This is a genomic window from Gammaproteobacteria bacterium (assembly GCA_027296625.1).
Classification (GTDB): domain Bacteria; phylum Pseudomonadota; class Gammaproteobacteria; order JAKEHO01; family JAKEHO01; genus JAKEHO01.
The window spans coordinates 19583-44952 of record JAPUIX010000028.1 but is presented as its reverse complement, the minus strand read 5'-3'; the positions used below and the strand labels follow the sequence as shown (position 1 = coordinate 44952).

Sequence of the window (25370 nt, the reverse complement as noted above, 5' to 3'; positions counted from 1 at the left end):
CAGTCCTCAGTCCTCAGTCGTATTACAGCAGCGTCGCCGATGAGGGATAATCGTCGCATGCGATCGGAGCTGATGCATGCATTGGAAGATGGCGCGACTCTGGTCACCGTGAATCGGCGCTTGGCGCGTCATTTTCACTCCCGCTTTATTACCGCGATGCTCGCCAGGGGGCACGTCGTGTGGGAGACGCCGGACATTCTTCCTTGGTCGACGTGGCTTGTGCGATGCTGGTCCCAGATTCTGCCGGCCGGGGAACAGGATGCTTCTCGGGTCCAGACGCTGCTGAATTCATTTCAGGAGCAAGCGCTCTGGGAAAGGATCATTAGCGAATCCTCTGAAGCCGAGTTGCTTTTGCAGGTTCCAGCCACAGCCAAGGCTGCGCGCGAAGCTTGGAAGCTCTTGAATGAATGGCAAATACAATGGCCTTTCCCTGACTCCTTGATGAATGAGGATACGCGCGCCTTTACTCGATGGGCGCGCCTTTATGTGGACCGGTGTGCTGTTCACGGTTGGCTGGATACCGCACAGCTCTCGCCTATTCTCGCCGAGCGCTTAACCCAAGAAAAGAATCTCATAGCAACGCACGTGTTGCTTACGGGTTTCGATGAGTTCACGCCCCAGCAGCTTGAGCTGCTCGATGCGCTGAAACGCTGCGGCACAGAAGTTTGCGAGGTCGAGTCAGCTCAGTCTGCAGGGCGTGCTGTGCGGACGGGACTGGCGGACGTTACCGCAGAGATCAATGCAGCCGCACTTTGGGCGCGCGCTCTATTTGAGCAGGGGAAGATGACCCGCATCGGAGTTGTCGTCCCAAACCTTGCCGCCTTGCGCCCTCGCATTGAAGCGATTTTCGATGATATTCTGTTACCGGAGACAGTGCTCCCAAGAACTCCCGTTTTCGATCGACCCTATAACATCACACTGGGTCTCCCACTCTCACGATATCCCATTATCCATACGGCGCTGCTGATCCTGGAGCTGGTCCGGGGTTCCCTGCCTCTTGAGAAACTGAGTGTGTTGTTGCGCTCGCCCCATCTGGCGGGCGCGGAAGAAGAGGTGGCTAGGCGGGCGCTCCTCGATGAGCGTTTGAGAAAGCTGGGTGGATTGCGGGTCCCGATCGACGTTCTCGGCCGCTTTGTCGGCGCCCTCGATACGGCCGGCAAGCTGCAACCTTTTGCCTGTCCGGTACTCGCCGAACGTCTCACCCACTGGCGCGATGCGTTGGGCACCTTGCTAACCCGCCAGGCACCAAGCATTTGGTCGGCGTCTTTTACTCGCCTTCTGAAGGCTCTCGGTTGGCCAGGTCAGCGCCCCTTGAACAGTCATGAGTACCAAACGGTCGCGGCATGGCGTGAGCTACTCGAAGACTTTGCCACGCTGGATGCTGTAGTCCCTTCGTTTGATCTTGTCGAAGCCTATACACGCTTCAGAGGCTTGGTTTCCGGGCAAGTATTTCAGCCAAAGAGTCCTGATGTCCCGGTGCAGGTACTGGGCACGTTGGAGGCTGCGGGGCTGTCCTTTGATCACTTGTGGGTCATGGGCCTGAGCGACGATACCTTTTCAACCATGGGGCGGCCGAGCCCCTTCATTCCCATAGATCTTCAGCGCCAGCACGGTCTGCCGCACGCGACACCGGAGCGGGAGGCCGAGTACGCACAGAATCTGATAAGCCGGCTGATAACGTCTGCTGAGCGCGTGATCTTGAGTTACCCGCAAAGCGACGGTGAGCGTCCATTGCGCGCAAGCGCATTGATCGGGCATGTTAGTGAGCTCGACAAACCGCCACACTCCAGCGCAGGCGCACCGAACTATTGCGCGCGCATCTACGGATCCCGTTGGCTTGAATCGCTCGAGGATTTCAAGGCGCCGCCCGTGCCCAAAGGCGAGCGCGTAAGTGGCGGCGCGAGCCTCTTCAAAGACCAAGCCGCCTGTCCATTTCGTGCCTTTGCCGTACATCGGCTGAGGGCGAATGCACTTCCTACCAGCCAAGTGGGTTTGGACGCGGCCACGCGGGGGAAGCTTGTCCACCGCGCATTGGAGTACCTCTGGGCAGAGCTCAAGAGTCAGGACCAGTTGGCTAAGACTTCCGGCCGGACGCTCGAGCGGTTGGTTACTCATGCAGCAGCGAGGGCCGTTGCAGCCTTTCAGGCGGAATACCCCCACGTCATCACCGATCGCTTTGCGGCGCTGGAAATACGGCGGCTGGCGAGATTGAGTCGTAAATGGTTGTGCGTCGAGCGTGAGCGCGTGCCCTTTACGGTAGTCGAGCGTGAACTCCAACACAGAATTTCAATGGGAGGCCTTGAGATCAGGACACAGGTCGATCGCATCGATCGCTTATCCGATGGACGCACGATTGTGATCGACTATAAGACAGGTAAAGCGAGCCCCGATGATTGGGTTGGTGAGCGGCCTGCGGACCCACAACTTCCGCTCTATGCCACCGAGGCGGGGGAAGATATTTCGGCTGTTCTGTTTGCCAAGCTAAGTACCGGCGAGATGCGTTTTGTGGGTTTCTCCCGGGAAGCCGACATCGTTCCGGGCGTTCAGTCATTCTCACAGACCCGATACTCCCAAAAATATACTTCATGGGAGGCGCTGTTCGAGGCGTGGCGGGACGTATTGGAAAGACTCGGTGAGGCCTTTCAAAGCGGCGACGCGCAGGTTGACCCCAGGGCCTACCCGGCCACGTGCCGCCATTGCTGGCTGGGGACGTTTTGTCGGGTCAACGAGTTACGCGAGCAGCGCAACGTAAAAGTAAGGGAGGCGGTCGGTGGCGGCTGATACGGTGCAGGTCGCCGATGAACAGGTGCGCAAATGGGCGCTCAATCCGGCTGACTCTTTTATCGTTCGCGCGCCGGCCGGCTCAGGTAAGACTGAGCTGCTCGTCCAGCGCTACCTGACACTGCTCGCACGGGTCGAAAATCCCGAAGAGATCATCGCCATCACCTTTACGCGCAAGGCGGTCGCGGAGATGCGAGACCGGATTGTTTCCGCACTGCGATTCGCACGTGCTAAGCCAGCACCGCCAGCGGGATACGAGCGCATGACTTGGGACTTGGCGCGCACGGTGCTGCAATGGGAGAGTCAACGAAATTGGCACATCGAGGACAACCCCGGTCGGCTTCGCATTCAGACGATTGACTCCCTGTGTGCTTCGTTGACCCGACAGATGCCAGTGCTGTCACGCTTTGGTGTGCAACCGGCCGTGATTGAAGGTCCAGAGGAACTCTATCGTCAAGCCGCGCGCAACACAGTGGCTGAGCTTGAAAATGACCAGATTTGGTCGGGCGCCATCGAATGCTTGCTGATGCATCAGGATAATGATCTTCAAAAGGTTGAGGACCTGTTGGTGCGGATGCTGGCCCGGCGCGATCAGTGGTTGCGCCATGTCGCGGATCGGGATAATCCCCGCATTGAGCGGGGCACTCTTGAGAGAGCGCTGCAAAATGCAGTCTGCGATGCCTTACAGGCGCTTCGTGATAGCGTACCCGAGGAATGCGCCGCTGAGATTCTGGCGCTTGCCGGCTATGCGGCAGCACACCTCGAGCGGGAAGGGCGCGATTCACCAATACGAGTGTGGTTTGCGCGGGAGCGCTTTCCGGACGCAGGTATCGGTGCCCTCGACGCTTGGCGAGGCCTGGGCCGGTTGTTTTTGACTAAAGAGGGCGCCTGGCGAAAGAGTGCAAACAGTGAAATCGGTTTTCCTGCACCGAGCGATGTTAGCGATCCCGCTGCTAGGGAAGCACGTGAACGGATGAAGGACCGCTTCCATTCCTTGGTGAAGAGGCTTCGGGACTCGGAGGCCTTTCGGCATGCGCTTCAAGGCTCGCAGTTACTTCCGCTCACGGGCTACGCCGACGCACAGTGGGAAGTGATGGAGGCGCTGTTCGAGTTGCTGCCGATGGCGGTTGGGCAGTTGCGCCTGGTATTCGCAATGCGAAATCAGGTGGATTTTGTTGAGGTGGCCGAGGCCGCGATCACGGCACTGGGTGCGGCCGACGCGCCGACCGATTTGGCACTGGCACTTGATTATCGCATTCGCCATTTACTGGTCGACGAGTTTCAGGACACCTCGGTTACTCAATTTGAGTTATTAACCCGACTCACGGCGGGTTGGGAGCAGGGCGATGGGCGCACCCTGTTTTTGGTCGGCGATCCCATGCAGTCAATCTATCGATTCCGCCAGGCGGAAGTCGGTCTTTTTCTGCGTACGCAGCGCCTCGGCTACCTAGGGACTGTGCCGCTTCGACCGCTTAGCTTAAGCGTAAATTTCCGCTCGCAGGGAGGGATTGTCGACTGGGTCAATGCGGTCTTTGCGAAGATTCTGCCGGCCTCAGAGTCGATTGCCACTGGGGCCGTGCCCTATTCAAGGTCCGATGCCGTGAAGCCGGATATGGGCGGCACGGCTGTTGACGTCTATCCCGTGCCAGGGAAGGACCTGCAAGTGGAGGCCGATCGGGTCGTGGCACTCGTCGAAGCGGCGCGACGGAAGGATATGCAGGGTTCTGTGGCGATCCTTGTACGAAGCCGCTCTCATCTTGCGGCGATTGTGCCCCGCCTGAGAGAGGGGGGCCTTCGATTTCGTGCGATCGAGATCGAACCACTTTCAGATCGACCCGTCGTCCAGGATCTGTTGGCCCTTACCCGGGCCTTAGTTCATGTCGCTGATCGCACTGCCTGGCTCTCTATCCTGCGAGCCCCCTGGTGCGGTTTGACGCTGGCGGATCTCTTCGCGCTGGCTGGCGACGAACACGAGCGCGTCCTATGGGAACTCATTCAGGATGAGTCCCGGACGGTGCGCTTAAGCCGAGACGGCCAGCGACGCTTATTGCGCGCGCGAAAGGTCTTAAGTTCAAGCATGAGGGAGCGGCATCGACGCTCACTCAGCCGCTTCGTGGAAGGAACATGGTTAGCACTGGGGGGGCCTGCCTGTGTTGACAGTGAAACCGATCTGGCAAATGCTCGCGCCTACTTTTTGCTGTTAGACGAACTGGACGACGGCGGCAACCTCTCGGACCTTGATACCTTGGAAGCGGAAGCAGGAGCGCTCTATGCGGCGCCCGACGTGGCGGCGGATGAACGCCTGCAGATCATGACCATCCACAAGGCAAAGGGACTTGAGTTTGATACGGTCATTGTGCCGGGGCTTGGTAACGTTCCTCCTGCAGAAGAGGCTCGTCTGCTGAACTCGATGGAACGTCCCCGCACCTCAGCTGAAGAGGACCTGCTCCTTGCGCCGATCAAGGAGAGCGGCGCAGCGGAAGACCCTATCTATCAATATCTGCGATCGTTGGATAACGAGAAGGCGCGCTGGGAGGCGGGCCGGCTGCTCTATGTGGCCGCAACGCGCGCCAAGAAGCGCCTGTATCTGTTAGGGCATTGCACAATCAGGGCGGAGAACGGATTAAAGCCTGCAAAGGGCTCTTTACTGGCAGTGCTCTGGGCTGCTGTCTCACACGATGTGACCAGCGCTCCGGGTGCATCCGGATTCGAAGGGTTCGATGAAACGAAGGGGACTGAGGCAGTAAATCCTCAAGTGACGCGGCCTAAACTTCAACGGCTCAAACTGAACTGGAAGTTGCCAGAGCCACCTGCGCCGGTTGCTTGGAATCGGGGCTGGTCACTGCCGCACGAGGTGAATGCTTGGCATGAAGCGGTTGAGTTTTGGTGGGCACATGAAACCCTCCGCCATGTCGGCAACGTCGTCCATAAGATCCTACAGTGGATCGCAGCCGATGGGGTTGAGCAGTGGAATGAAGTGCGCCTCAACGCCCTGCAACCGCAATCCAGAGCGATGCTCGCCAGGTTGGGCGTATCGGAAGCTGGGCTGGACCAAGCATCAGTGCGTGTGCGACAAGCGCTCATTAACACGCTGAATGATTCCCGTGGTCGCTGGATACTGAACCGGCACCATGAGGGGCGTAGTGAATACGCGTTGACGGGCGTCTACCGTGGCGCGGTGGTCAATGTCGTCCTAGACCGCAGCTTTGTAGATGAGGATGGCGTACGTTGGATCATCGATTACAAGACCGGTCACCATGAGGGTAGAGATCTTGATGAGTTCCTAGACCGGGAACAGGAACGTTACCGTGATCAGCTCGAGCGCTACGCTGAGCTGATGGCTCAGTTCGAACCGCAGCCGATTCGTCTGGGTCTCTATTTTCCTCTCTTGTGCGGTTGGCGGGAGTGGCGAGCTCAATAGCCGGAAAGCCAACTCGCACCAGCTCTTTCCAAGGTGGGTCACTGTTCATGTGTGCGGCTTCATGCTTAAATTCCAATCGTTCGGCGGCAGGATATTCATCAGCAAACTTGAGCACACATTAGATGAAGAATATTGAGCTCTAGAGGAGGGAGATCATGTTGGCCAACAAAGTTTATGAGGTGCCTGAGTCAATCACGAAAAGCGCACACATCAATGCCAAACAATATGAAGCGATGTATGAGCGTTCCATTACCGACACGGACGGGTTTTGGGCGGAACAGGCAGAGCAGTTTGTCAGCTGGTTCGAGCGATGGGATCGGGTTCAGGATTGGGACTTTGCTAAGGGTAAGATCAGATGGTTTGAAGGTGCCAAGCTAAATGCATCATACAATTGTCTCGATCGGCATCTCGATATCCGTGGCGATCAGGTGGCTATCATCTGGGAAAGCGATGATCCGGCTGTCGATAAAAAGCTTACCTACCGAGAGCTGCATGAGCAGGTTTGCCGGTTCGCCAACGTGCTAAAGGCCCATGGAGTTAAGAAGGGCGATCCCGTGTGTATCTACCTGCCCATGGTCCCAGAGGCAGCCATCGCCATGCTCGCCTGCGCCCGAATTGGTGCAATTCATTCCGTTGTATTCGGCGGTTTTTCACCGGAGTCTTTAAAGAACCGCATTCTGGATTCAGATTGTCGTACTGTGATTACTGCAGATGAAGGAATTCGTGGTGGCCGAATTGTTCCATTGAAGTCGAATGCCGATAAGGCGTTGGAATCATGCCCGAATGTTCGCACGGTTGTTGTACTGCAACGAAGTGGTGGGGAAATCGAGTGGAAAACGGGCCGGGATGTTTGGTACCACGATGAGATGGCAAGCGTGTCAAAAGACTGTCCACCGGAAGAAATGAATGCTGAAGACCCGCTGTTTATTCTTTACACCTCGGGCTCGACTGGGAAACCGAAGGGCGTTTTGCACACCACGGGCGGTTATCTTCTTTTTGCCGCGATAACTCACAAATACATCTTCGACTATCACGATGCAGATATTTATTGGTGTACTGCTGATGTGGGCTGGGTGACGGGACATTCCTATATCGTGTATGGACCGTTGTGCAACGGGGCTACGACACTTATGTTTGAGGGTATACCAACCTATCCCAGCGCTAGCCGCTTCTGGGAGGTGGTGGACAAGCACAAGGTCGAGACCTTTTATACTGCGCCGACTGCGATCCGTGCCTTGATGGCTCAGGGCGATGAATATGTCGAGCGCACGAGCCGTAAAAGCCTCCGGATCCTTGGTACGGTCGGCGAGCCAATCAACCCGGAGGCCTGGGAGTGGTATCACCAGGTGGTTGGTGAAGGACGCTCTCCCGTGGTTGATACGTGGTGGCAGACGGAAACGGGTGGTATTTTGATAACGCCGCTGCCTGGTGCTACTCCTTTGAAACCAGGCTCTGTCGCACGGCCCTTTTTCGGCGTCGTGCCGGCCATCGTCGACGGCGACGGTAATATTTTGGAGGGCCCTGCCGAAGGCACGTTGGTCATTACGAGGCCGTGGCCTGGTCAGATGCGGACTCTCTACGGCGACCACCAGCGCTTCATTGATACCTACTTTAAGATGTTTCCGGGTAACTATTTCACTGGGGATGGGGCCCGCCGCGATGTAGATGGGTATTACTGGATAACCGGGCGTGTCGATGATGTCATCAACGTCGCGGGTCACCGCATGGGGACAGCCGAGGTTGAAAGTGCTTTGGTACTTCATGAAGCGGTGGCTGAAGCCGCCGTCGTCGGATATCCCCATGACATCAAGGGGCAAGGGATCTATGCCTATGTCACGCTGATGTCAGGATTTGAGCCGTCGGCTGCCTTGCGCTCCGAGCTGGTCAAACACGTGCGAAAGGAGATCGGCCCAATCGCAACGCCCGATGTCATCCAGTGGGCGCCGGGCCTGCCCAAGACACGTTCCGGTAAAATCATGCGCCGGATCCTGCGCAGAGTGGCGGCCAATGAACTGGACCAGCTGGGTGATACCAGCACCCTCTCCGATCCGTCGGTAGTCGAGCAACTCGTTGAAAATCGGGCAAATACCTCGTGAGCAGGGCGGGGGGCCGGGACCTTATGTTGCACTGCAATATAAGCCGTGGTAGGATGAAATTTGACGTGTTAGCTAAATAATACCGCCGCCGATGGGCTTCGTTGCCTGAAGCGCGATTGTGGTTTCTTCGAAAATGGACGAAAAGACGACCTTGCCGTTTTGGAACCCCGAATGGCTGGAAGCGCAGCGCCAGTACTGGGACGCGTGGGCTTCGCTAAGCCAAAAGGCCCGTGAGGAACAGGTGCCGGGCGGCATGGCGGGCGCCGCCTGGGCTGAGGCCCTCGATCACTGGTGGAAGGCCGTTGCCCCGGCGGCACCTGGCGAGTCGTATGATTTTTTCACTCACGTGATTGATCAGGCCAAGGCGTTCTTTGCGATCTCAGACGAGTTCACCAAGTTCTTGCATGATATGGCTGAAACCACAGGGTCATCTGAGTATTGGGTAGAGCAATTGGATTCCAGATTTGCCCAGATGACAGCGTCCATCGAGAAGTCCCACGCGGGTGTGAGTGATGCCATGCGCGGAATGGACGGATTCTGGACACTGCCATTGGATACCTGGCGACGGACGGTATCGTCCATGTCCGTGTTACCGGGCGACATCTTGAAAGGGCTAAAGCCCGAGGGCGTGAGAAGCGCTGCGGACCGATTTCTATCGGTGCCCGGTGTCGGCTACACGCGCGAGTCGCAAGAGCAGGTGCAGGAATGGTTGCGGCTAGGCGGTGAGTATCAAACGGCGATGTACGAATATGTCAATGCGTTTGGCAAGGTCGGAATCGATGCCCTAGAGCACCTTAAGCAAAAGATTGTGGACATCGCGGAGGAGGGCAAGGATCTAAAGAGTCTCCGCGAGGTCTATGACCTCTGGGTGGACTGCAGCGAAGCGGCGTATGCTGAGTTTGTACTTACTGAAGAATACGCCGAGCTTTACGGTCGGCTGGTTAATGCACTGATGGTACTGAAGCACCGGGGCCGCTCTATGGTGGATGAGGCGCTTGGCGGAATGAATATGCCAAGCCGGACCGACTTTGACACCGTCCAATCTCGACAGCAGGAACTGCGTCGGGAACTTAAGGCCGTGCGGGCCGAACTGAACGCCCTGAAGGCCGAGCTTCAAGGCAGCGCCGGAATCACTCCCAAACGCCGGACCCCAACGCGAACCGAGCCGGTAACGCGAAGCAGGTCGGGCAGGAAGAAAGCGACGGTCAAGAGAAAAAGACGGGTGACCAAAAGCACGGGGCGCACATCATGATGCCGTTTCAAATAAGACCGGACCAGGCGCTCCAGGAGATCCAAGAATTTAACACCAAGCTCGCTCATGGTCTGAAGACGCTTAGCGAGATTGGGGAGATCGATGTCGGCGTCACCCCCAAAGAGGGAGTGTATTTCGAGGACAAGCTCGCCCTTTACCGGTTCAAGCCGCGCGCCGAACGCGTGTGTAACCCGATACCCGTTTTAATTGTCTATGCGCTCGTCAATCGCCCCTACATCGCCGACCTGCAGGAAGGCCGCTCCATGGTCCAAGGACTACTCGATGCGGGTCTTGATGTTTATCTGATCGACTGGGGTTACCCGGACGGGGCAGACAAGTTCCTCACACTAACCGACTACATTGATGGCTATATTGACCGTTGCGTAGATGTTATCCGCAAACGTCATAGCCTGGAGGCGATCAATCTGCTCGGCATCTGTCAGGGTGGCACCTTCAGCTTATGCTACACCGCCCTGCACATGCAGAAGGTCCGCAACCTCATCACGATGGTGACGCCTGTCGATTTTCACACGCCCATGGATCTATTGAGTCATTGGGTCCGAAAAGTGGATGTCGATCTTATGGTGGACACCATGGGGAATATCCCCGGGGAATTGCTTAACTGGACGTTCGTGTCCCTGAAACCTTTCAGACTAATGGGGCAGAAATACATTGACCTGGTTAATATGTTGGATGATCCAGAGAAGGCCAAGAATTTTATGCGTATGGAGAAGTGGATATTAGATAGTCCTGACCAGGCGGGCGAAGCCTTTCGGCAGTTCACCAAAGATTTCTATCAACAGAATGGCCTCATTAAAGGCACCGTCAAGATAGGTGATCGCAATGTGGATCTTAAGGACATCACCGTGCCGGTGCTTAATATCTATGCCGCTGCTGACCACTTGGTGCCACCCGCCTCTTCCATTGCGCTTAAGGAGTATGTCGGTACGAAGGACTATACAGTGCTGGAGTTCCCGGGGGGACACATCGGGATCTATGTGAGTGGCAAAGCCCAGGGAATGGTACCACCCGCCATTGGGGAGTGGTTGGACGAACGGACTTAAATAAAGTCTAGTTGGGTTTGCATCAGGCCCGCCTTCACCATGAGCCTAATGACCTTGTACTAGAGCGCAAGCGCTACCCGCATTGAGGATAGCGAAATCTTGGTGGGCCAGCTGTCGGTCACCCCGGCCGCAGCGAGTTGCTTTCGGACCTGGCGAAGTTGTTTGGCGTCGTGTGGACCAACGACTACCCGATAATGACGTTTCCCATTTACTTCTGCGGTCGTGATAATTGGATTGAAGTTCGCATAGCGATCATGTTGATCCGCTGCGATGTCAAGTTGACGAAAACTGCCGATGACAAGATAAAGCTTTGGTTTAGCCGCTTTTGACGGATTTTGTGAAGGCATGTGCACTTCGACAACCCTGTTATCGGTAGGTGGCTTCTCCATGGGTATGTTATTGGGCTGAGGGGGCATCACCACCGGCGTCGTTGCTTCCATTGACTGTTCGCTTTCGACAGGCGCAGCGGCATGATCCGCTATTGCCACGGCTGTAGCATCTTCAACTGGCTCCTCAGTGTCGCCCAGCGCAGTGTCATTTTCTGTTGTCGCTACGGCTGTTGTGTCTTCGCTTAACGGGTCATTCTCGGCGAGCACCGTACCTTCTTCCGCGAGTTCCTCCTCGTCCTCCTCATATGGCACGCATATGGTTTCTCCGTCCAAGATGCGGAATAGTTTGCAATCTTGTTCCGCTATATGGGAGATCACGTGATCGATTGGGCCTTTGCCAGTCTTGCTGTAGGAAATGCTGCTACCCACGGTGGACGCCAACTGGACGATAAGGGGCGCTGCGCAGCCGCCGAGACTAAAGCAGATTGCGACAATAGCGATGCTTGCCTTTAGATTCGCCATCATGAGTACCCACCGGGTTAGAGCTTTCTACCAGTAATAAACGTAACCTACGGGCAGGTCGCTCGCTGATTTGAGTCGTAAAATTGTGATGTTGATCACAGTTGGGCCCGGCGAGGGCTTCAGCCCGGGAGAGCGGTGGCGTGACGGCGTGGTTGGCAAGGATCGACAGACAGACTACCCGCTCAGCTTGTGCCATTTATAACGTTGTTTGAATGTTGAAGGCCTGTCGACCTTTTGGCGTTTTGTGAACTCGATCACAGTCGAAAAACCATTATTGTGATCAGGGTCGCACAATCAGATTCATGAATTATTCAACATTTTCCTATACTTAGCTTCGGATAACTCTGTCTTCTCTATGGATAACTGACCATGGCAGCTAGAGCGCAAGAGAATGTCATCCGTATGGATGACTACAAGGACTCGGTCCGCCGACTGAGCCCAACAGAATCGATTAGCCTGTTGCACGACTGTCGGGACATGGCAGTGGAACGCCTTCCGCAGTCCATCAGAAGCATACTGGATAAGGTACAGGATGCTCTCTGCGATCTCGGTGATAAGACGCAAGATGACGCGTTGCGAAGGGTGTATTACGATGCAATGCAGGAGCTGCGAGCAAAACGGAATGCCATAGAGGAGGAGTTTAGGCAACACTACCTCGATGGATTTAATAAAGAGGCCAAGCGCAACAGAAACGGCGAAGAAGGATCTGATGAGGCCAGCTCAGATGATGATGAATTGGAACTGAGCTTACTCGAGGACGATGACCTCGAAGAGGCTCTTGCAATAGAGAACATGATCGCGTCGATTAAGACGAGCTGCAAACAGGAATTATTTGGTCTGAATAGAAGGATGGGGCTTCTGCTAAATGATCCGGGGCTTGAAAAGGCCGATCATCCAATGAGCCCGGAGGTTATATGTTTTGCGTTGAAAGAAGCCTGTAAAGAGATTGAATCAAGGACCGACGTGCGGATTGTTATCCTCAGGCTGTTTAGTAAATACATTGCGAACGAGGTGGATGGGGTTTACCAACAAATTAACGATCACCTTGTGAAAAAGGAAGTCCTTCCTTCGATTCGCCCGCGGCTTAGCAGCCGTTCGAAAAAGCGCGGTTCCGAGCAATCGAAAACGCAGGATCATTCTTCTGCCAGTGGTGGGCAGGCGGGTAGGTCGGGACCGAGTGAACACGATATATTGAGTACTTTGCAACAGTTGATGTCAGCCAATATCGCAAGGGGCGAGGCATCTCAGCATGGAGGCCAGACGCATGGTCAAGGTGTGCCCATAGTTGATGTCCTAACGAAGCTACAGCATGGGAATGCTGAATCCGTAATCGGTGAGAATGATGCATTTGATCTGTCAGCACTTGAGAATGGTTCAGTCAATATTCTGAGGGATCTCAAAGCGATCAGCGCAGCAAACAGCATAAGCCATGCAGATGATATGACCATCGATATCGTGGCTATGCTGTTTGATTACATCCTTGACGATGAAAGCGTCCCGGATACGATGAAAGCCTTGATTGGTAGATTGCAGATACCTGTTTTAAAGGTAGCTTTGCTCGACAAGGCGTTATTCTCAAAGAAATCCCATCCCGCACGCCGGCTGCTCAATACGCTCGCCGATGCGGCCATCGGGTGGAGCGAGGACCATGATCAGGATGACAGTCTCTATAAGAAGGTCCACAGTGTCGTCCACCGTATCCTTGATGAGTTTGATGACAACGTCAATATATTTGCTGAGCTTGCAGACGAGTTGGATGAATTTGTTGCCGACGAGGAGAAGAAAGCAAGAGAGAGAGCTGAGCAATCGGCAATAGCTATTCACGCAAAGGAGCAGCTTAACCTCGCAAAAGCTTTGGTGCGCGATGAGCTAAAACGAAGAATCAGTGAAAAGGATGTCGGTGAATTCGAAAGACAATTCTTAGCGAATCACTGGAAGCAGGCTTTATTTGTAACGTGCGTCAAGAAAGGTGAAGACAGCCCTGCGTGGAAAGCAGCTATTGAGACCATGGATGAGCTTATCTGGAGTATTTCACCCAAACGCACAGCAGAGGATCGAAATAAGCTGGTCAAGCTGCTGCCGCGCTTACTTAAGCTCTTGAATTCCGGGCTGAATCTAACGTCCATCGATCCAACAGATCGCAAGCGGTTCTTTGGGAGACTGGCAAGGCGCCATATTGCGGCGGTTAGGCTCATATCAAACACTTCTGGATTAGGCAGGAGTCAAGCTAATACGGCGAGGGGACAGGTTGAGTCTGCACTCGACGAGATGTCAGCAGCACACACGGATAAAGTTGAAGATCGAGAGAAAAAGCAGGCGCAAGACATGGCAGCCCACCAAGCGGAAGAAAAGGCTGTTAAAGGAAGTGAGTTTGACTTATCCGGATTGCCACCCGAGATGACCGAGCTTCTGAAAGAAGGGCAGGTCGAAGTCGAAGAGATTGTGCTTGGTTACGATACACGGGATGATGCAACCGGCGCCATCGAGGAACATTATATTGACATGGTTACGGGACTGCAGGTCGGCACGTGGCTTGCGTTCTTCGCGGAAGACGGTACGAGTAAACGAGCGCGGCTCACCTATGTCAGCCCCGACACGGGTGAATACCTGTTCACCGATCGGCAAGGTATGAAAGTGGCCACCAAGACACTGTATGGACTTGCAATCGAGTTTCGTCGTGGGAGCGTCACGATCATAGAGGCGCCTTCCAACTCCTTATTTGACAGAGCCGTGACCAACATCATGGATCGGTTAAGTGACGACGAAACACTAAACTGATCCAGTATCCTAGGCCATCACCTCCAAATCCAGCTCAACCCGATCAGGCTCGAATAGGGTTCGTATCGCCCGCGGCTAGTCTCGCCTTAAAAAAACCCGTATCCTGAGGAAGGATACGGGCCCACACGGAGGTCAGGTGGTTGACTTAAGCAGCCTTCTTGGAGGTAGAAGGCTTGGTGAATGGATTAACCGTCGCGCTCTCCACACCTTTTTCGACCCAAGTGGTGAATTCATCCTTGGATTCAGTCAGGGCGTCTGCAGTCTTGCGGGCAACGCCCAATAGTTTATTGCTGTACTCGGCGGCAAGCTCGGACTGGCCGGCAAACACGTCATTGTAGCCCTTGGCCTCACCCAAAAGCGTGAGCTGCTTAACGCTGCCTTCCGCCCAGGTAGTCACCAGGGCGAGCTGCTGCTCGGTGAGTTTTTCGATGGCCTTGGCGTTGATTTCACCCAGTTCTTTAAGGGCGCCAAATGAGGTCTTGCTGAACTTGGTCCACTGGTCAAATAGTTCGGTTTGCATGGTGTAAACTCCTAAGTTATTGATAATAAAGGTATTATTTCTCTAACATGTTTGTGCAATGCACCATTGCTGCAATGCACAATAGCCCACTCAAATGGCAATGTCAACGCTTTTTTTGCTTGAGATTAATAGGGCGAGGGACCTGCTCAGACCATAAAGAGGCCGCCATTTACAGCGATGTTTGCGCCTGTAATGTAGGTGCTCTCCTCGGACGCCAGAAAAGCCACCACCCAGGCAATCTCTTCCGGCTTCGCGAGGCGGCCCATGGGGATCTTGCTGACGATATCTTGGCGGATCGGGTCAGGAATGGCCTTAAGCAGGTGCGTGTCCACGTAGCCTGGGGACACAGTGTTTACGGTGATACCGCAGCTGGCGACCTCCCTGGCCAGCGACTTGGTAAAGCCGTGCATTCCCGCTTTGGCCGCGGCATAGTTGGTTTGACCGAACTGGCCCTTTTGGCCGTTGACGGACGAGATGTTTACGATCCGACCGTAGCCTCGACGTATCATTCCGTCTATCACATTCCTCGTGACGTTAAACACACTGTCAAGGTTCGTATCCAGCACAGCATGCCAGTGATCCTTTTCCATTTTTCCCAAGGTCTTGTCTCGGGTGATCCCTGCACAGTTAATGAGTATGTCTACCGATTCATAGCGTGATTCAACGGTCTCGGCCATCCTGGCACAGGCATCGAAATTGCTCACATCGCATTCAACCAAGTGAATATCGCACCCTGCCGATCGGCGTGCGCGTTGCCAATCCGTCGCTTGCGTTTCTTCTGACCCCAAGTAGGTCGCAATCACTTGGTTTCCGAGCTCTGCCAGATTTTTGCAGATTTCCGTACCGATCCTACCGGTGCCCCCGGTTACGAGCGCAACCCTTACCGTAGAGCGCCTAACTCCAGCCGCCGGTTCATGGCCGTTTTCCCGAGTGCTGCGTTCCAGCATAGGTTGTATCCTCGTTAAAATAGGGAAATAGAATAGATAGTCGCTATCGCGCAACGCGCCGCTGTCAGCGCGTTATTTGGTGTCATTGTGGGCAGGCGAATCTATGCTTTCTTCAGCAGGAGTACTTTGTGTCAGGTCTGTGGACATGCCAGCGGCTTCAAAGAAGGATTTTTGCATTTGTTTCCAGAGCGCAAGGTTTCGCTCCGTCAGTTCCGTCATCGCCGCAATTGGATTGCTGGTCACGGCGTCGCGCAGCTGCTCCTGGTAGCGTTGTTGCTGTTCAACGAACATTGTAAGGCTTCGTTGCAGGAAATCCGTGGCAAGCCCCTGCACGGCGTCGCCATAGAAACGGATGATCTTTGTAAGGATGTCAGTCGTGAAGATGGGCTCTCCGTCTTCTTCTTCCTCCATAATGACCTGTAGCAGGGTATTCCGAGTGATATCCTCATCAGTCTTCGCATCTCTTACTGTGAAGTCGACTTGATCAAGTACTAGCCGTCTAATATCGGCTAGCGTGATGTACTTGCTGATTTCGGTGTCGTAGAGACGCCGATTTGGGTATTTCTTTATAACGCGTTTGTCGCTCATGATCTGGCCTTCTGTTTAATCGTGTATGGGGCCTCACATCATGTGGTGACCGCCGTTGACTGAGATATCTGCGCCGGTGATGAAGGCTGCCGTGTCCGATGCCAAAAAGTCAACGACAGCAGCGACCTCTTCGGGCTTACCGAGGCGGCCCACAGGGATCTGTGCAACGATCTTGTCTCTGATTTCATCGGCAACCGCCATCACCATGTCTGTTGCAATGTAGCCAGGCGATACAGTGTTGACAGTGACGCCCTTGCGCGCAACCTCCTGGGCCAGCGCCATTGAGAATCCGTGCATCCCGGCCTTGGCCGCAGAGTAATTTGTCTGTCCAATCTGCCCTTTCTGTGCGTTGATGGATGAGATATTGATGATCCGACCAAATCCCCGCTCGGTCATCCCCTGCACTAAATGGCGGGTGACATTGAATACGCTGTCCAGATTGGTGTTCAGTACTCCGCGCCATTGTTCCTTGGTCATCTTGCGCAGCGTGGTGTCCATAGTGATACCAGCGCAGTTCACCAGGATGTCAATGGGACCGAGGGCTTGTTCAATCTCCGCGACCATATTTCCGCATTCGTCAAAATCGGTAACGTCACCTTTAAAGATAGCAAGCTCGTAACTTTCCGCTTTCAAGGCCCGTTGCACGGTGTGGGCCTTCCCTTCATTACGATAGTTGGTCGCAACACGTGCGCCGGAAGCGGCCAACTGCTTGCAGATGGCAAAGCCGATCCCGCCAGTGCCGCCCGTTACTAACGCCACTTTGCCATCCAGTTTGGTTTCCATTCTGACTACCGCTCCAGCGCTATTGCTATGCCCTGGCCACCCCCAATGCACAAGGTCGCCAAGCCTTTGCGTGCATCTCGCCGAGCCATTTCATAGATCAAACTGACTAGAATCCGGGCACCGGACGCGCCGATGGGGTGTCCCAGGGCGATAGCACCGCCGTTGACATTTACTTTGTTGGTATCCCAGCCGATTTCTCTGTTTACCGAGATGGCTTGGGCAGCGAAGGCCTCGTTGGCCTCGATGAGATCTACCTCATCTACCTTCCAACCTGCCTTATCGAGGCACTTCCTCGACGCGGGGATGGGGCCCGTGCCCATGATAGCTGGATCGACGCCTGCGCTGGCGTAGGCCGTGATGTGGGCAAGCGGCTTAAGACCGAGTTCTTTGGCCTTCTTTTCAGTCGTGACGATAACCGCTGCTGCACCGTCGTTGATCCCGGAGGCATTGCCTGCAGTGATGGTTCCTGCCTTATCAAACGCAGGACGCAGTTTGGCTAACTTCTCTGCCGTTGTACCGTGACGGGGAAACTCATCAGTGTCAAAGATGATCGGATCGCTCTTCCTCTGAGGAATTTCGACAGCGATAATTTCGTCTTTGAAACGTTCTGCCTTCTGAGCGGCCTCAGCCTTCTGCTGGGAGCTTGCGGCGAAGGCGTCCTGCTCTTCGCGGCGAATATCATACTTTTTGACAATATTCTCGGCGGTGATGCCCATGTGGTAGTCGTTAAACGCATCCCACAGACCGTCCACGATCATGCTGTCTTTGAGCGTCCAGTCTCCCAATTTGGTGCCGTCGCGCGAGGATGGCAAAAAGTGGGGCGCCTGGTTCATGTTTTCCTGTCCGCCTGCCACAATGATCTCTGCATCACCACAGCGGAGAGCCTGTGCCGCTAGGTGGACGGCCTTAAGGCCGCTCCCACAGACTTTGTTGATGGTCATACACGGGGTGGTCACTGGCAACCCAGCTTCTATGGCGGCCTGGCGAGCGGGGTTTTGCCCTACACCCGCAGTCAAAACCTGTCCCAGGATGACTTCATCGACCTGCTCCGGTTTGATGCTCGTTCGGTTTAGAAGGGCTGTGATTACCTTGGCGCCCAGGGTGCTCGCGGGCAGGTTTGACAACGCGCCGCCGAAGGCACCGACAGCTGTTCGGCCCGCTGCGACGATGACGATGTTTTCAGACATATCCTGCTCCTCGCCCGGCGTGGGTTGCTGATCATACTGGCCTGATCGATTTCTTATGGCTGCGGCTAAATGGTGCGATTACGCTGCAGCGCACAAAAGGCTAACAGACTTTACCGGATTGTTCCAGCCACGTAATTGGCGCCTTTGAGGCGAGGCGAAAATTGATCCGGGAGACCGGGGTTCAGCACACGGGCCCGCGATCGGCGGGTCCCACCGTTGACTAGGGGGGTTGTCTCCAGGAGGGCTTGGTCAGATCCCCAGAGGAAGCCGCGCCGGATCCTCGATCTGTTCCTTGATCGTGACGAGGAACTGGACGGCCTCGCTGCCATCGATGATGCGGTGATCGTAAGAGAGTGCTAGGAACATGACCGGCCGGACAACCACTTGATCCTCTTCGGCAACGGGGCGTTGTTGGATCTTGTGCATACCCAGGATGGCACTTTGTGGCGGATTGAGAATGGGTGTGGACAACATCGAGCCGAATATGCCACCGTTGGTTATGGTAAACGTACCACCGGTCAATTCCTCGATGTTGAGTTTGGACTCACGGGCCTTCTCGCTGAACTCAATAATTCTTGCCTCAATCTCGGCGAACGAAAGCACATCCACGTCGTGGATGATGGGCACGACCAGACCGCGCGGAGAGCTGATGGCAATGCCGAGGTCGTAGTAGCCGTGGTAGATGATGTCATTGTCATCGACGGATGCGTTGACGATTGGGAATTTTTTTAACGCTTGCACTGTGGCCTTGGCGAAGAACGACATGAGTCCCAGTCTGACCCCATAGGCTTCTTCAAATGCCTCACGGTAGCGCTTGCGCAGGTCCATCACCGGCTGCATGTTGACTTCGTTGAAGGTTGTCAAAATGGCGTTTTCATGCTGGGCCGCCAGTAGCCGTTCGGCCACACGACGACGGAGCCTCGTCATCGGCACGCGCTTCTCAGGCCGTTCTCCAGAGAGCACCAGCTCTGTCGACTCCACACCATGCTTTCGTTTACTACCTGGTGCCGGGGCCGACTTACGATCCTCGACGTAGTTCAGTACATCTTCTTTGGTTAAACGGCCACCCTTGCCGCTTGCGAGAATAGCATTGGCATCGAGCTCGTGTTCTGCAACCAGCTTACGTACCGCCGGACTCAATCTGGGTGCTTGCTTGCCGGTCGGAGCAGGTTCAGCAGTAGATGATTTTAGGGCTGTCTTCGTGGCGGGCGCCGCATCTGTGTCAATGAGCGCAATAACCTCGTCACTTAACACTGTCTGGCCATCACTCTTCACAATCTTTTGCAAGACACCATCGTTCGGTGCTGGGATCTCAAGAGTTACCTTGTCGGTCTCGATGTCGATGAGATTATCGCCTCGTCTGATCGCATCACCGGCTTTCTTATGCCAATTCATTAGAGTCGCTTCGACCACAGATTCGGCTAGGATGGGAACTTTAACTTCCACCAGCACGGCATTCTCCCTAGTACAAACAGCTATTACTCAGCGTGACTCTGAGAGGAAATGCATTGAAGCTCGATTGAAATGGCGCATCGTTTCTCGCCGGAGACCTCACTCAAAACCGGATAGTCACGCACTCTTCTTGCGTGAGTCTTGCAGCTTATCAAGTTGCAGTGCATCTGCAACCAGCGCCTTCTGTTGTTCCAAGTGTTTCGCCATGTAACCGACGGCAGGAGAGGCAGAATGGGGTCGTCCTGCGTACGTTAAAACCTGTCTGTCGAGGTGACCCAGCACCGTGCGCCGCGGCATGTAGTACCAGGCCCCCTGGTTCTGAGGCTCTTCTTGTACCCAGACTACTTCTTTTGTGCCCGGATATCGATTCAATACCGCTTCTATGTCCTCGTTAGGGAAAGGATACAGCTGCTCGATTCGAGCAATGGCAATGTTCTCGATTTCATGTTCTCGTCGTGCTACGAGAAGGTCATAGTAAACCTTACCACTACAAAATAAGAGGCGATTAACCGCATTCGGATCGATGGGATCTATCTCATCGATCACGGTCTTAAATTCGCTACTTGTTAACTCGTCTAGAGTCGAGCTCGATAATTTGTGTCGTAGTAGGCTTTTGGGGGTCATAACGATGAGTGGCTTGCGGTAAGGACGCAAAGCCTGGCGTCTCAGCATATGGAACATCTGAGCCGGCGTGCTGGGAACGCATACTTGCATATTGTCATCCGCGCACAGTTGCAGGTAGCGCTCTAGGCGGGCAGAAGAGTGTTCCGGGCCCTGTCCGTCATAACCATGCGGCAACAACATCACCAGACCACAATAACGCCCCCATTTTGCCTCGGAGGAGCTGATGAACTGGTCGATAACGACCTGGGCATTGTTGGCAAAATCGCCAAACTGGGCTTCCCAGATCACAAGTGAATTTGGTTCTGCGCTGCTATAGCCGTACTCGAATCCCAGCACGGCTTCTTCGGACAGGATCGTATTAATGACTAGGAAATTAACCTGGTTTTCCTTTATGTGTTGAAGGGGTAAGTAGGTATCGCCCGTTTCCTGGTCGTGCAATACGGCATGCCGGTGAAAAAATGTACCGCGGGCACTATCCTGCCCGGATAGCCGCACAGGGTAGCCATTTTCGATGATGCTGGCATACGCTAGGGTTTCTGCGAAGCCCCAGTCTATCGGGATCGTTCCTTGGCCCATCTGGTGCCGGGCTTCAATGATTCTCTCGACACTTGGATGGAGTTTGAAACTTTCTGGTATCGTCGTGATTCGTTTAGTCAAGCGCTTTACTGTGCCGGGCGATACCGCAGTTGACGCCGGCGTAGTCCAGTCGGTGTTGCGGTACGGTTCGTAGTTAATGAGATACTCGCTCTTATGGTCCAGCGCCAGTGTTGACGAGACGGAACGGTTGTCTTCCAAGGAGTTGACGTAGGCCTTGGCGATTGCCTCAACATCTTCGGGCGTGATCACTCTTTCGGCGATCAGTCTTTCCGTATAAATTTTCCGTACACCTGAGTTCTTCCGAACTTGTTTGTACATAATCGGCTGCGTCACCGCGGGTTCATCAGCCTCGCTATGGCCATGTCTACGATAGCAAACCATGTCAATGACAATGTCCTTATTGAACTCCATTCGAAAGTCCAGCGCTAACTGGGAGATGAACACGACCGCTTCCGGATCATCCCCGTTGATGTGGAGAATCGGCGCCTGGACCATCTTGGCAACATCTGTACAGTACAGAGTTGAGCGTGAGTCTAATGGATCGCTAGTGGTAAAGCCGATTTGATTGTTAACGATTATGTGTATCGTGCCGCCGGTGCTACAGCCCCGCGTCTGGGACAAGTTAAAAGTCTCCATGACAACGCCTTGACCCGCAAATGCGGCGTCACCGTGGATAAGAACCGGGAGTACTTGATTGCGTCGGCGATCCCCGCGCCTTTCCTGCCGGGCGCGCACAGAACCTTCAACAACCGGATCGATAATCTCTAAGTGTGATGGATTAAATGCTAGCGCCACGTGCACCGCTCCACCAGGCGTCATAATGTCGGACGAATATCCAAGATGATGCTTGACGTCACCGGAGCCATCATCTTCGCCGTGTCGGCCTTCAAATGTGTCAAAAAGCTCTTGCGGAGATTTCCCTACCGTATTAACGAGCACGTTCAATCGGCCACGGTGTGCCATGCCAATGACAACTTCTTTTGTTTGTTGCACTCCTGCCGACTGGATTAGCTCATCTAGGAGCGGAATCAGACTTTCTGCACCTTCCAAGGAAAAGCGCTTTTGACCAACATATTTTGCGTGCAAGTATTGTTCGAGAGCATTTGCAGCGATCACCCGTTCAAGAATATGCCGTTTCTTTTCTGGCGAGAACTGCGGACGTGATTGATTCTCCTCAAGGCGCTGCTGGATCCAACGCTTTTGCTCCGTGTCGTTAATGTGCATGTATTCGGCACCAATGGTTTGGCAATAGGTCGACCGAACGATATCGAGAATTTCCCGTAATGTTGCTTCTTGCGGTCCGTACAAAGACCCAGTGTTGAATATCGCATCCATGTCGGATTCGGATAGTCCATGGAATGCCGGATCCAGATCCAGCACCTCGGGCCGTTCGTATTGCCGCAATGGGTCGAGGTCTGCTTGTCTGTGGCCTCGAAAACGGTACGCGTTGATCAGTTGTAGGACGGCTACCTGCTGTTTCTCAGTGGAGGAACGCTCTGCCTCACTCGCCAATGACAGGCTGCCCCGCCGTTTCTTTGCTGCAGCAATGAAGGCCGCTCGTATGGCAGAATGGTCAACATCTTTCCCTGACGCTTGATCCATTTCCTGAAGTTGGTCGAAATACGACCTCCATTCGGCCGAGACGGTCAGCGGGTCTTCTAAGTAGGCTTCATACAGGCTGTCTATAAAGGAGGCGTTCCCGCTGTAGAGCCAGGTGTAGGTGCGACCGGTCATCTCAATTTCCTCTCGCAGGCCTTATATGGGTCGCGGCGAAATACTGTTTGTATGTGGCTGTTCATATTGGCTTTTTAGCGTTGAATCGCCGAATAATTCAGTATCGTCAACAGGGTGTCGACGTTACTTTATGTAATTTTACCAAATCCTCTTACAAGTTTAGACGATAAGACACTTTTGCTGATAAAAAAACGCGAGTTTGGCCGTTTTTACATCCACCAACGTTGTTGCGATACAATGCGGGGCCTTATGCTAGAAAAAAAATCAAATCATTATAATAGCCGACCTAGGGGACCTAGGAACTTTTGAATCCCACTGTGGAGGGGCAATGATGAAAAAAACGGTGACCATCATTGATAATATCACGGGCAAAAAGATTGAATGCCCGCTGTATCAGGGTACCTATGGGCCCCTGGTTATCGATACCCAGGCCTTATATCAAGAACTCGGCATGTTTACGCTCGACCCGGGTTTCGTCACGACGGCCAGTTGCCGAAGCGCCATCACCTATCTTGACGGAGAGGAGGGGATCCTTCTGTATCGCGGGTATCCTATTGAACAGCTCGCTGAGCAGAGCACCTACTTGGAGGTGTGCTATCTGCTTTTGTATGGTGAATTGCCGACGGCCGACCAGATGCTCGTATTTGAGGAAGCTATTAAGGGTCGCCAACTTGTGCACGAACACCTGACCCAATTTTACACCGGTTATCGATATGATGCCCATCCGATGTCGATCATGGTCGGCATCACCGGGGCGTTATCCTCTTACTACCACGAGGCACTCGATATCCATGACCCCGATGACCGTGATCTCACTGCCAAACGCATCATCGCCAAGATGCCGACAATTGCCGCCCAATGCCACAAGCACTCCTTGGGGCATCCTTTTGTCTATCCAGATAACTCATTGGGGTATGTGGAAAACTTTATGAACATGATGTTCTCTGTTCCCGTTCGACCTTACGAGTTGCACCCCAAGGCCGTTCGTGCACTTGATTTGCTGCTAATTCTGCACGCCGATCACGAACAAAATGCGGGCACCTCCACGGTCCGGCTCGCAGGTAGTGCTGAGGCGAATCCGTTTGCTTGTGTTGCTGCGGGGCTCGTCACGCTCTGGGGACGGGCGCACGGTGGCGCAAATGAAGCAGTTATTCGTATGCTTAATGAGATCGGGGAACGAAAAAATATCGTGAATTTCGTTAAGCGAGCGAAGGACAAATCCGATCCATTTCGTCTCATGGGCTTCGGCCACCGCGTGTATAAAAACTATGATCCGCGGGCGAAAATTATTCGACAGGTATGTCACGACTTGCTTCAGGAAATGGACACTGTTGATCAGCCGTTGTTCGAAATTGCTATGGAGCTCGAGCGGATTGCATTAGAGGACGATTACTTCATTGAACGCAAGCTCTATCCTAATGTGGATTTTTATTCCGGTATTATTTTGAATGCACTGGGGATCCCTTTGCCGATGTATACAGTGATGTTTGCTGTAGCAAGATCAGTTGGCTGGATATCCCAGTGGATGGAGATGGTGTCGGGACCAGACCATCGAATCGGAAGGCCGCGGCAGCTTTATATAGGGCCCGAACAGCGGGACTACGTTCCCGTCGAACAGCGAGGTGATGCAACCCCAAGATTGAGAAAAATCCGGGGAATAGATTAAGGGGGAGCTGGGTGTGAAATCGCCAATCCGGGTCGCAGTCACGGGCGCCGCCGGCCAGATCGGATACGCGTTAGTGTTTCGAATCGCCGCGGGCGAGATGTTAGGGCGTGAACAGCCCATCATTTTGCAGTTATTGGAGATCACACCAGCACTGAAGGCGCTGGACGGTGTCGAGATGGAACTCCAAGACGGTGCGTTTCCCCTGCTAAAAGATATCGTAACGAGCGATGTTCCGGACGTTGCCTTTAGAGACGCGGAGTGTGTATTGCTCGTCGGTGCCAAACCGCGTGGTCCCGGCATGGAGCGTAGTGATCTATTGGAGAGCAACGCCGCGATCTTTCAGGTGCAGGGCAGGGCGCTAAACGAGCACGCCAGCCGTGATGTTAGAGTCGTCGTGGTTGGAAATCCCGCCAATACGAACGCGTTGATTACCATGCGGAATTGCCCAGATTTGGAGTCTTGGCGGATCACGGCGATGACACGACTGGATCACAATCGCGCGTTAGCTCAGCTCGCAGCCAAGACCGGGGAGACTGTATCGGGCATCAAAAGACTGATCATCTGGGGCAATCACTCCAGTACACAGTATCCCGATATCACGCACGCTACCATAAGCGGTCAGTCAGCCAAAAGCCTCATAGAACAGGACTGGATTGAAAACGAATTTATTCCAACAGTGGCGAAACGTGGCGCAGCGATCATTGACGCCCGCGGGGCCTCTAGCGCCGCGTCGGCGGCCAATGCTGCGATAGACCACATGCGTGACTGGAACATGGCCACGTCCGCGGATGACTGGACGAGCATGGCGGTTCCAAGCGATGGAAGTTATGGGATCCCCGAAGGGCTCGTCTATTCATTTCCGGTGATAACCCGTTCCGGCAAATACGAGATCGTGCAGGGCTTAGAGATTGATGACTTTAGTCATGCACGGATGCAAGCGACGCAGACGGAGCTTGAGGAAGAACGCGATGCCGTCGCTCACATGCTAAATTAGTTTTCATTCACCCTGCGCATGAGCGCATCAGGAAT

At 54.2% G+C, this 25370-nt stretch carries 16 protein-coding genes; 8 read left to right on the top strand and 8 right to left on the bottom strand.

The window, feature by feature from the left end; genetic code table 11:
• Positions 1–57 precede the first annotated feature (57 nt).
• The 5 genes from O6944_01295 (at position 58) to O6944_01275 (ending at position 10614) form a co-directional block, all read left to right on the top strand.
• Positions 58–2781: a PD-(D/E)XK nuclease family protein gene (locus tag O6944_01295; protein ID MCZ6717784.1), complete on the top strand. Its 2724-nt coding sequence runs from the start codon at positions 58–60 to the stop codon at positions 2779–2781.
• Positions 2771–6202, top strand: coding sequence for a UvrD-helicase domain-containing protein (locus O6944_01290; GenBank protein ID MCZ6717783.1), 3432 nt, complete (start codon positions 2771–2773; stop codon positions 6200–6202). The genes O6944_01295 and O6944_01290 overlap by 11 nt, the downstream gene beginning before the upstream one ends.
• 155 nt (positions 6203–6357) lie before the next feature.
• A complete protein-coding gene (gene acs, locus O6944_01285) occupies positions 6358–8298 on the top strand; it encodes an acetate--CoA ligase (protein MCZ6717782.1) in 1941 nt (646 codons plus the stop codon).
• Between the two features lie 133 nt (positions 8299–8431).
• The gene (gene phaE, locus O6944_01280; protein MCZ6717781.1) at positions 8432–9550 is read left to right on the top strand and encodes a class III poly(R)-hydroxyalkanoic acid synthase subunit PhaE; all 1119 of its coding nucleotides are present in this window, start codon (positions 8432–8434) and stop codon (positions 9548–9550) included.
• A complete protein-coding gene (locus O6944_01275; protein MCZ6717780.1) occupies positions 9547–10614 on the top strand; it encodes a class III poly(R)-hydroxyalkanoic acid synthase subunit PhaC in 1068 nt (355 codons plus the stop codon). Before phaE ends, O6944_01275 begins: the two co-directional genes overlap by 4 nt.
• Positions 10615–10673: 59 nt before the next feature.
• On the opposite strand, the gene O6944_01270 is transcribed toward O6944_01275, so the two are convergent.
• Entirely contained in the window at positions 10674–11468 is a 795-nt protein-coding gene (locus tag O6944_01270; protein MCZ6717779.1) for an SPOR domain-containing protein, read from the bottom strand.
• A 366-nt stretch (positions 11469–11834) separates the two neighbouring features.
• On the opposite strand from O6944_01270, the gene O6944_01265 reads away from it, so the two are divergent.
• Positions 11835–14243 (top strand): DUF1631 domain-containing protein, encoded by a 2409-nt coding sequence (locus tag O6944_01265; protein ID MCZ6717778.1) that lies wholly within the window; start codon positions 11835–11837, stop codon positions 14241–14243.
• A gap of 145 nt (positions 14244–14388) precedes the next feature.
• Here the strand turns inward: O6944_01265 and O6944_01260 are convergent, their stop codons facing one another.
• The 7 genes from O6944_01260 to O6944_01230 all read right to left on the bottom strand — a co-directional run bounded on the left by O6944_01260 (position 14389) and on the right by O6944_01230 (position 22675).
• Positions 14389–14763, bottom strand: coding sequence for a phasin family protein (locus O6944_01260; GenBank protein MCZ6717777.1), 375 nt, complete (start codon positions 14761–14763; stop codon positions 14389–14391).
• Positions 14764–14909: 146 nt separating this feature from the next.
• On the bottom strand, positions 14910–15710 hold the full coding sequence (gene phbB, locus O6944_01255) for an acetoacetyl-CoA reductase (GenBank protein MCZ6717776.1): 801 nt from the start codon (positions 15708–15710) through the stop codon (positions 14910–14912).
• 72 nt (positions 15711–15782) lie between these two features.
• Positions 15783–16298, bottom strand: coding sequence for a polyhydroxyalkanoate synthesis repressor PhaR (gene phaR, locus O6944_01250; GenBank protein MCZ6717775.1), 516 nt, complete (start codon positions 16296–16298; stop codon positions 15783–15785).
• Between the two features lie 33 nt (positions 16299–16331).
• Entirely contained in the window at positions 16332–17069 is a 738-nt protein-coding gene (phbB, locus tag O6944_01245; protein ID MCZ6717774.1) for an acetoacetyl-CoA reductase, read from the bottom strand.
• 17 nt (positions 17070–17086) lie between these two features.
• A complete protein-coding gene (locus tag O6944_01240; GenBank protein MCZ6717773.1) occupies positions 17087–18268 on the bottom strand; it encodes an acetyl-CoA C-acetyltransferase in 1182 nt (393 codons plus the stop codon).
• A gap of 249 nt (positions 18269–18517) precedes the next feature.
• Positions 18518–19720 carry a 2-oxoglutarate dehydrogenase complex dihydrolipoyllysine-residue succinyltransferase gene (gene odhB / locus O6944_01235; protein MCZ6717772.1) on the bottom strand — a complete coding sequence of 401 codons (1203 nt, stop codon included), beginning with the start codon at positions 19718–19720 and terminating at the stop codon, positions 18518–18520.
• 117 nt (positions 19721–19837) lie between these two features.
• Entirely contained in the window at positions 19838–22675 is a 2838-nt protein-coding gene (locus O6944_01230; GenBank protein MCZ6717771.1) for a 2-oxoglutarate dehydrogenase E1 component, read from the bottom strand.
• Positions 22676–23006: 331 nt separating this feature from the next.
• On the opposite strand from O6944_01230, the gene O6944_01225 reads away from it, so the two are divergent.
• Both O6944_01225 and O6944_01220 read left to right on the top strand, forming a co-directional pair.
• Positions 23007–24341: a citrate synthase gene (locus tag O6944_01225; protein ID MCZ6717770.1), complete on the top strand. Its 1335-nt coding sequence runs from the start codon at positions 23007–23009 to the stop codon at positions 24339–24341.
• Positions 24342–24354: 13 nt separating this feature from the next.
• Complete coding sequence (locus O6944_01220) at positions 24355–25335, top strand: malate dehydrogenase (GenBank protein MCZ6717769.1); 981 nt, start codon at positions 24355–24357, stop codon at positions 25333–25335.
• Positions 25336–25370: the final 35 nt, after the last annotated feature.

Coding starts and splice junctions, on each gene's coding strand:
- O6944_01240 (MCZ6717773.1), bottom strand. CDS start 18,268: ATGTCTGAAAACATCGTCATCGTCGCAGCGGGCCGAACAGCTGTCGGT.
- O6944_01265 (MCZ6717778.1), top strand. CDS start 11,835: ATGGCAGCTAGAGCGCAAGAGAATGTCATCCGTATGGATGACTACAAG.
- O6944_01275 (MCZ6717780.1), top strand. CDS start 9,547: ATGATGCCGTTTCAAATAAGACCGGACCAGGCGCTCCAGGAGATCCAA.
- O6944_01270 (MCZ6717779.1), bottom strand. CDS start 11,468: ATGATGGCGAATCTAAAGGCAAGCATCGCTATTGTCGCAATCTGCTTT.
- acs (MCZ6717782.1), top strand. CDS start 6,358: ATGTTGGCCAACAAAGTTTATGAGGTGCCTGAGTCAATCACGAAAAGC.
- O6944_01295 (MCZ6717784.1), top strand. CDS start 58: ATGCGATCGGAGCTGATGCATGCATTGGAAGATGGCGCGACTCTGGTC.
- O6944_01230 (MCZ6717771.1), bottom strand. CDS start 22,675: ATGACCGGTCGCACCTACACCTGGCTCTACAGCGGGAACGCCTCCTTT.
- O6944_01225 (MCZ6717770.1), top strand. CDS start 23,007: ATGAAAAAAACGGTGACCATCATTGATAATATCACGGGCAAAAAGATT.
- phaE (MCZ6717781.1), top strand. CDS start 8,432: ATGGACGAAAAGACGACCTTGCCGTTTTGGAACCCCGAATGGCTGGAA.
- phbB (MCZ6717776.1), bottom strand. CDS start 15,710: ATGCTGGAACGCAGCACTCGGGAAAACGGCCATGAACCGGCGGCTGGA.
- phaR (MCZ6717775.1), bottom strand. CDS start 16,298: ATGAGCGACAAACGCGTTATAAAGAAATACCCAAATCGGCGTCTCTAC.
- O6944_01260 (MCZ6717777.1), bottom strand. CDS start 14,763: ATGCAAACCGAACTATTTGACCAGTGGACCAAGTTCAGCAAGACCTCA.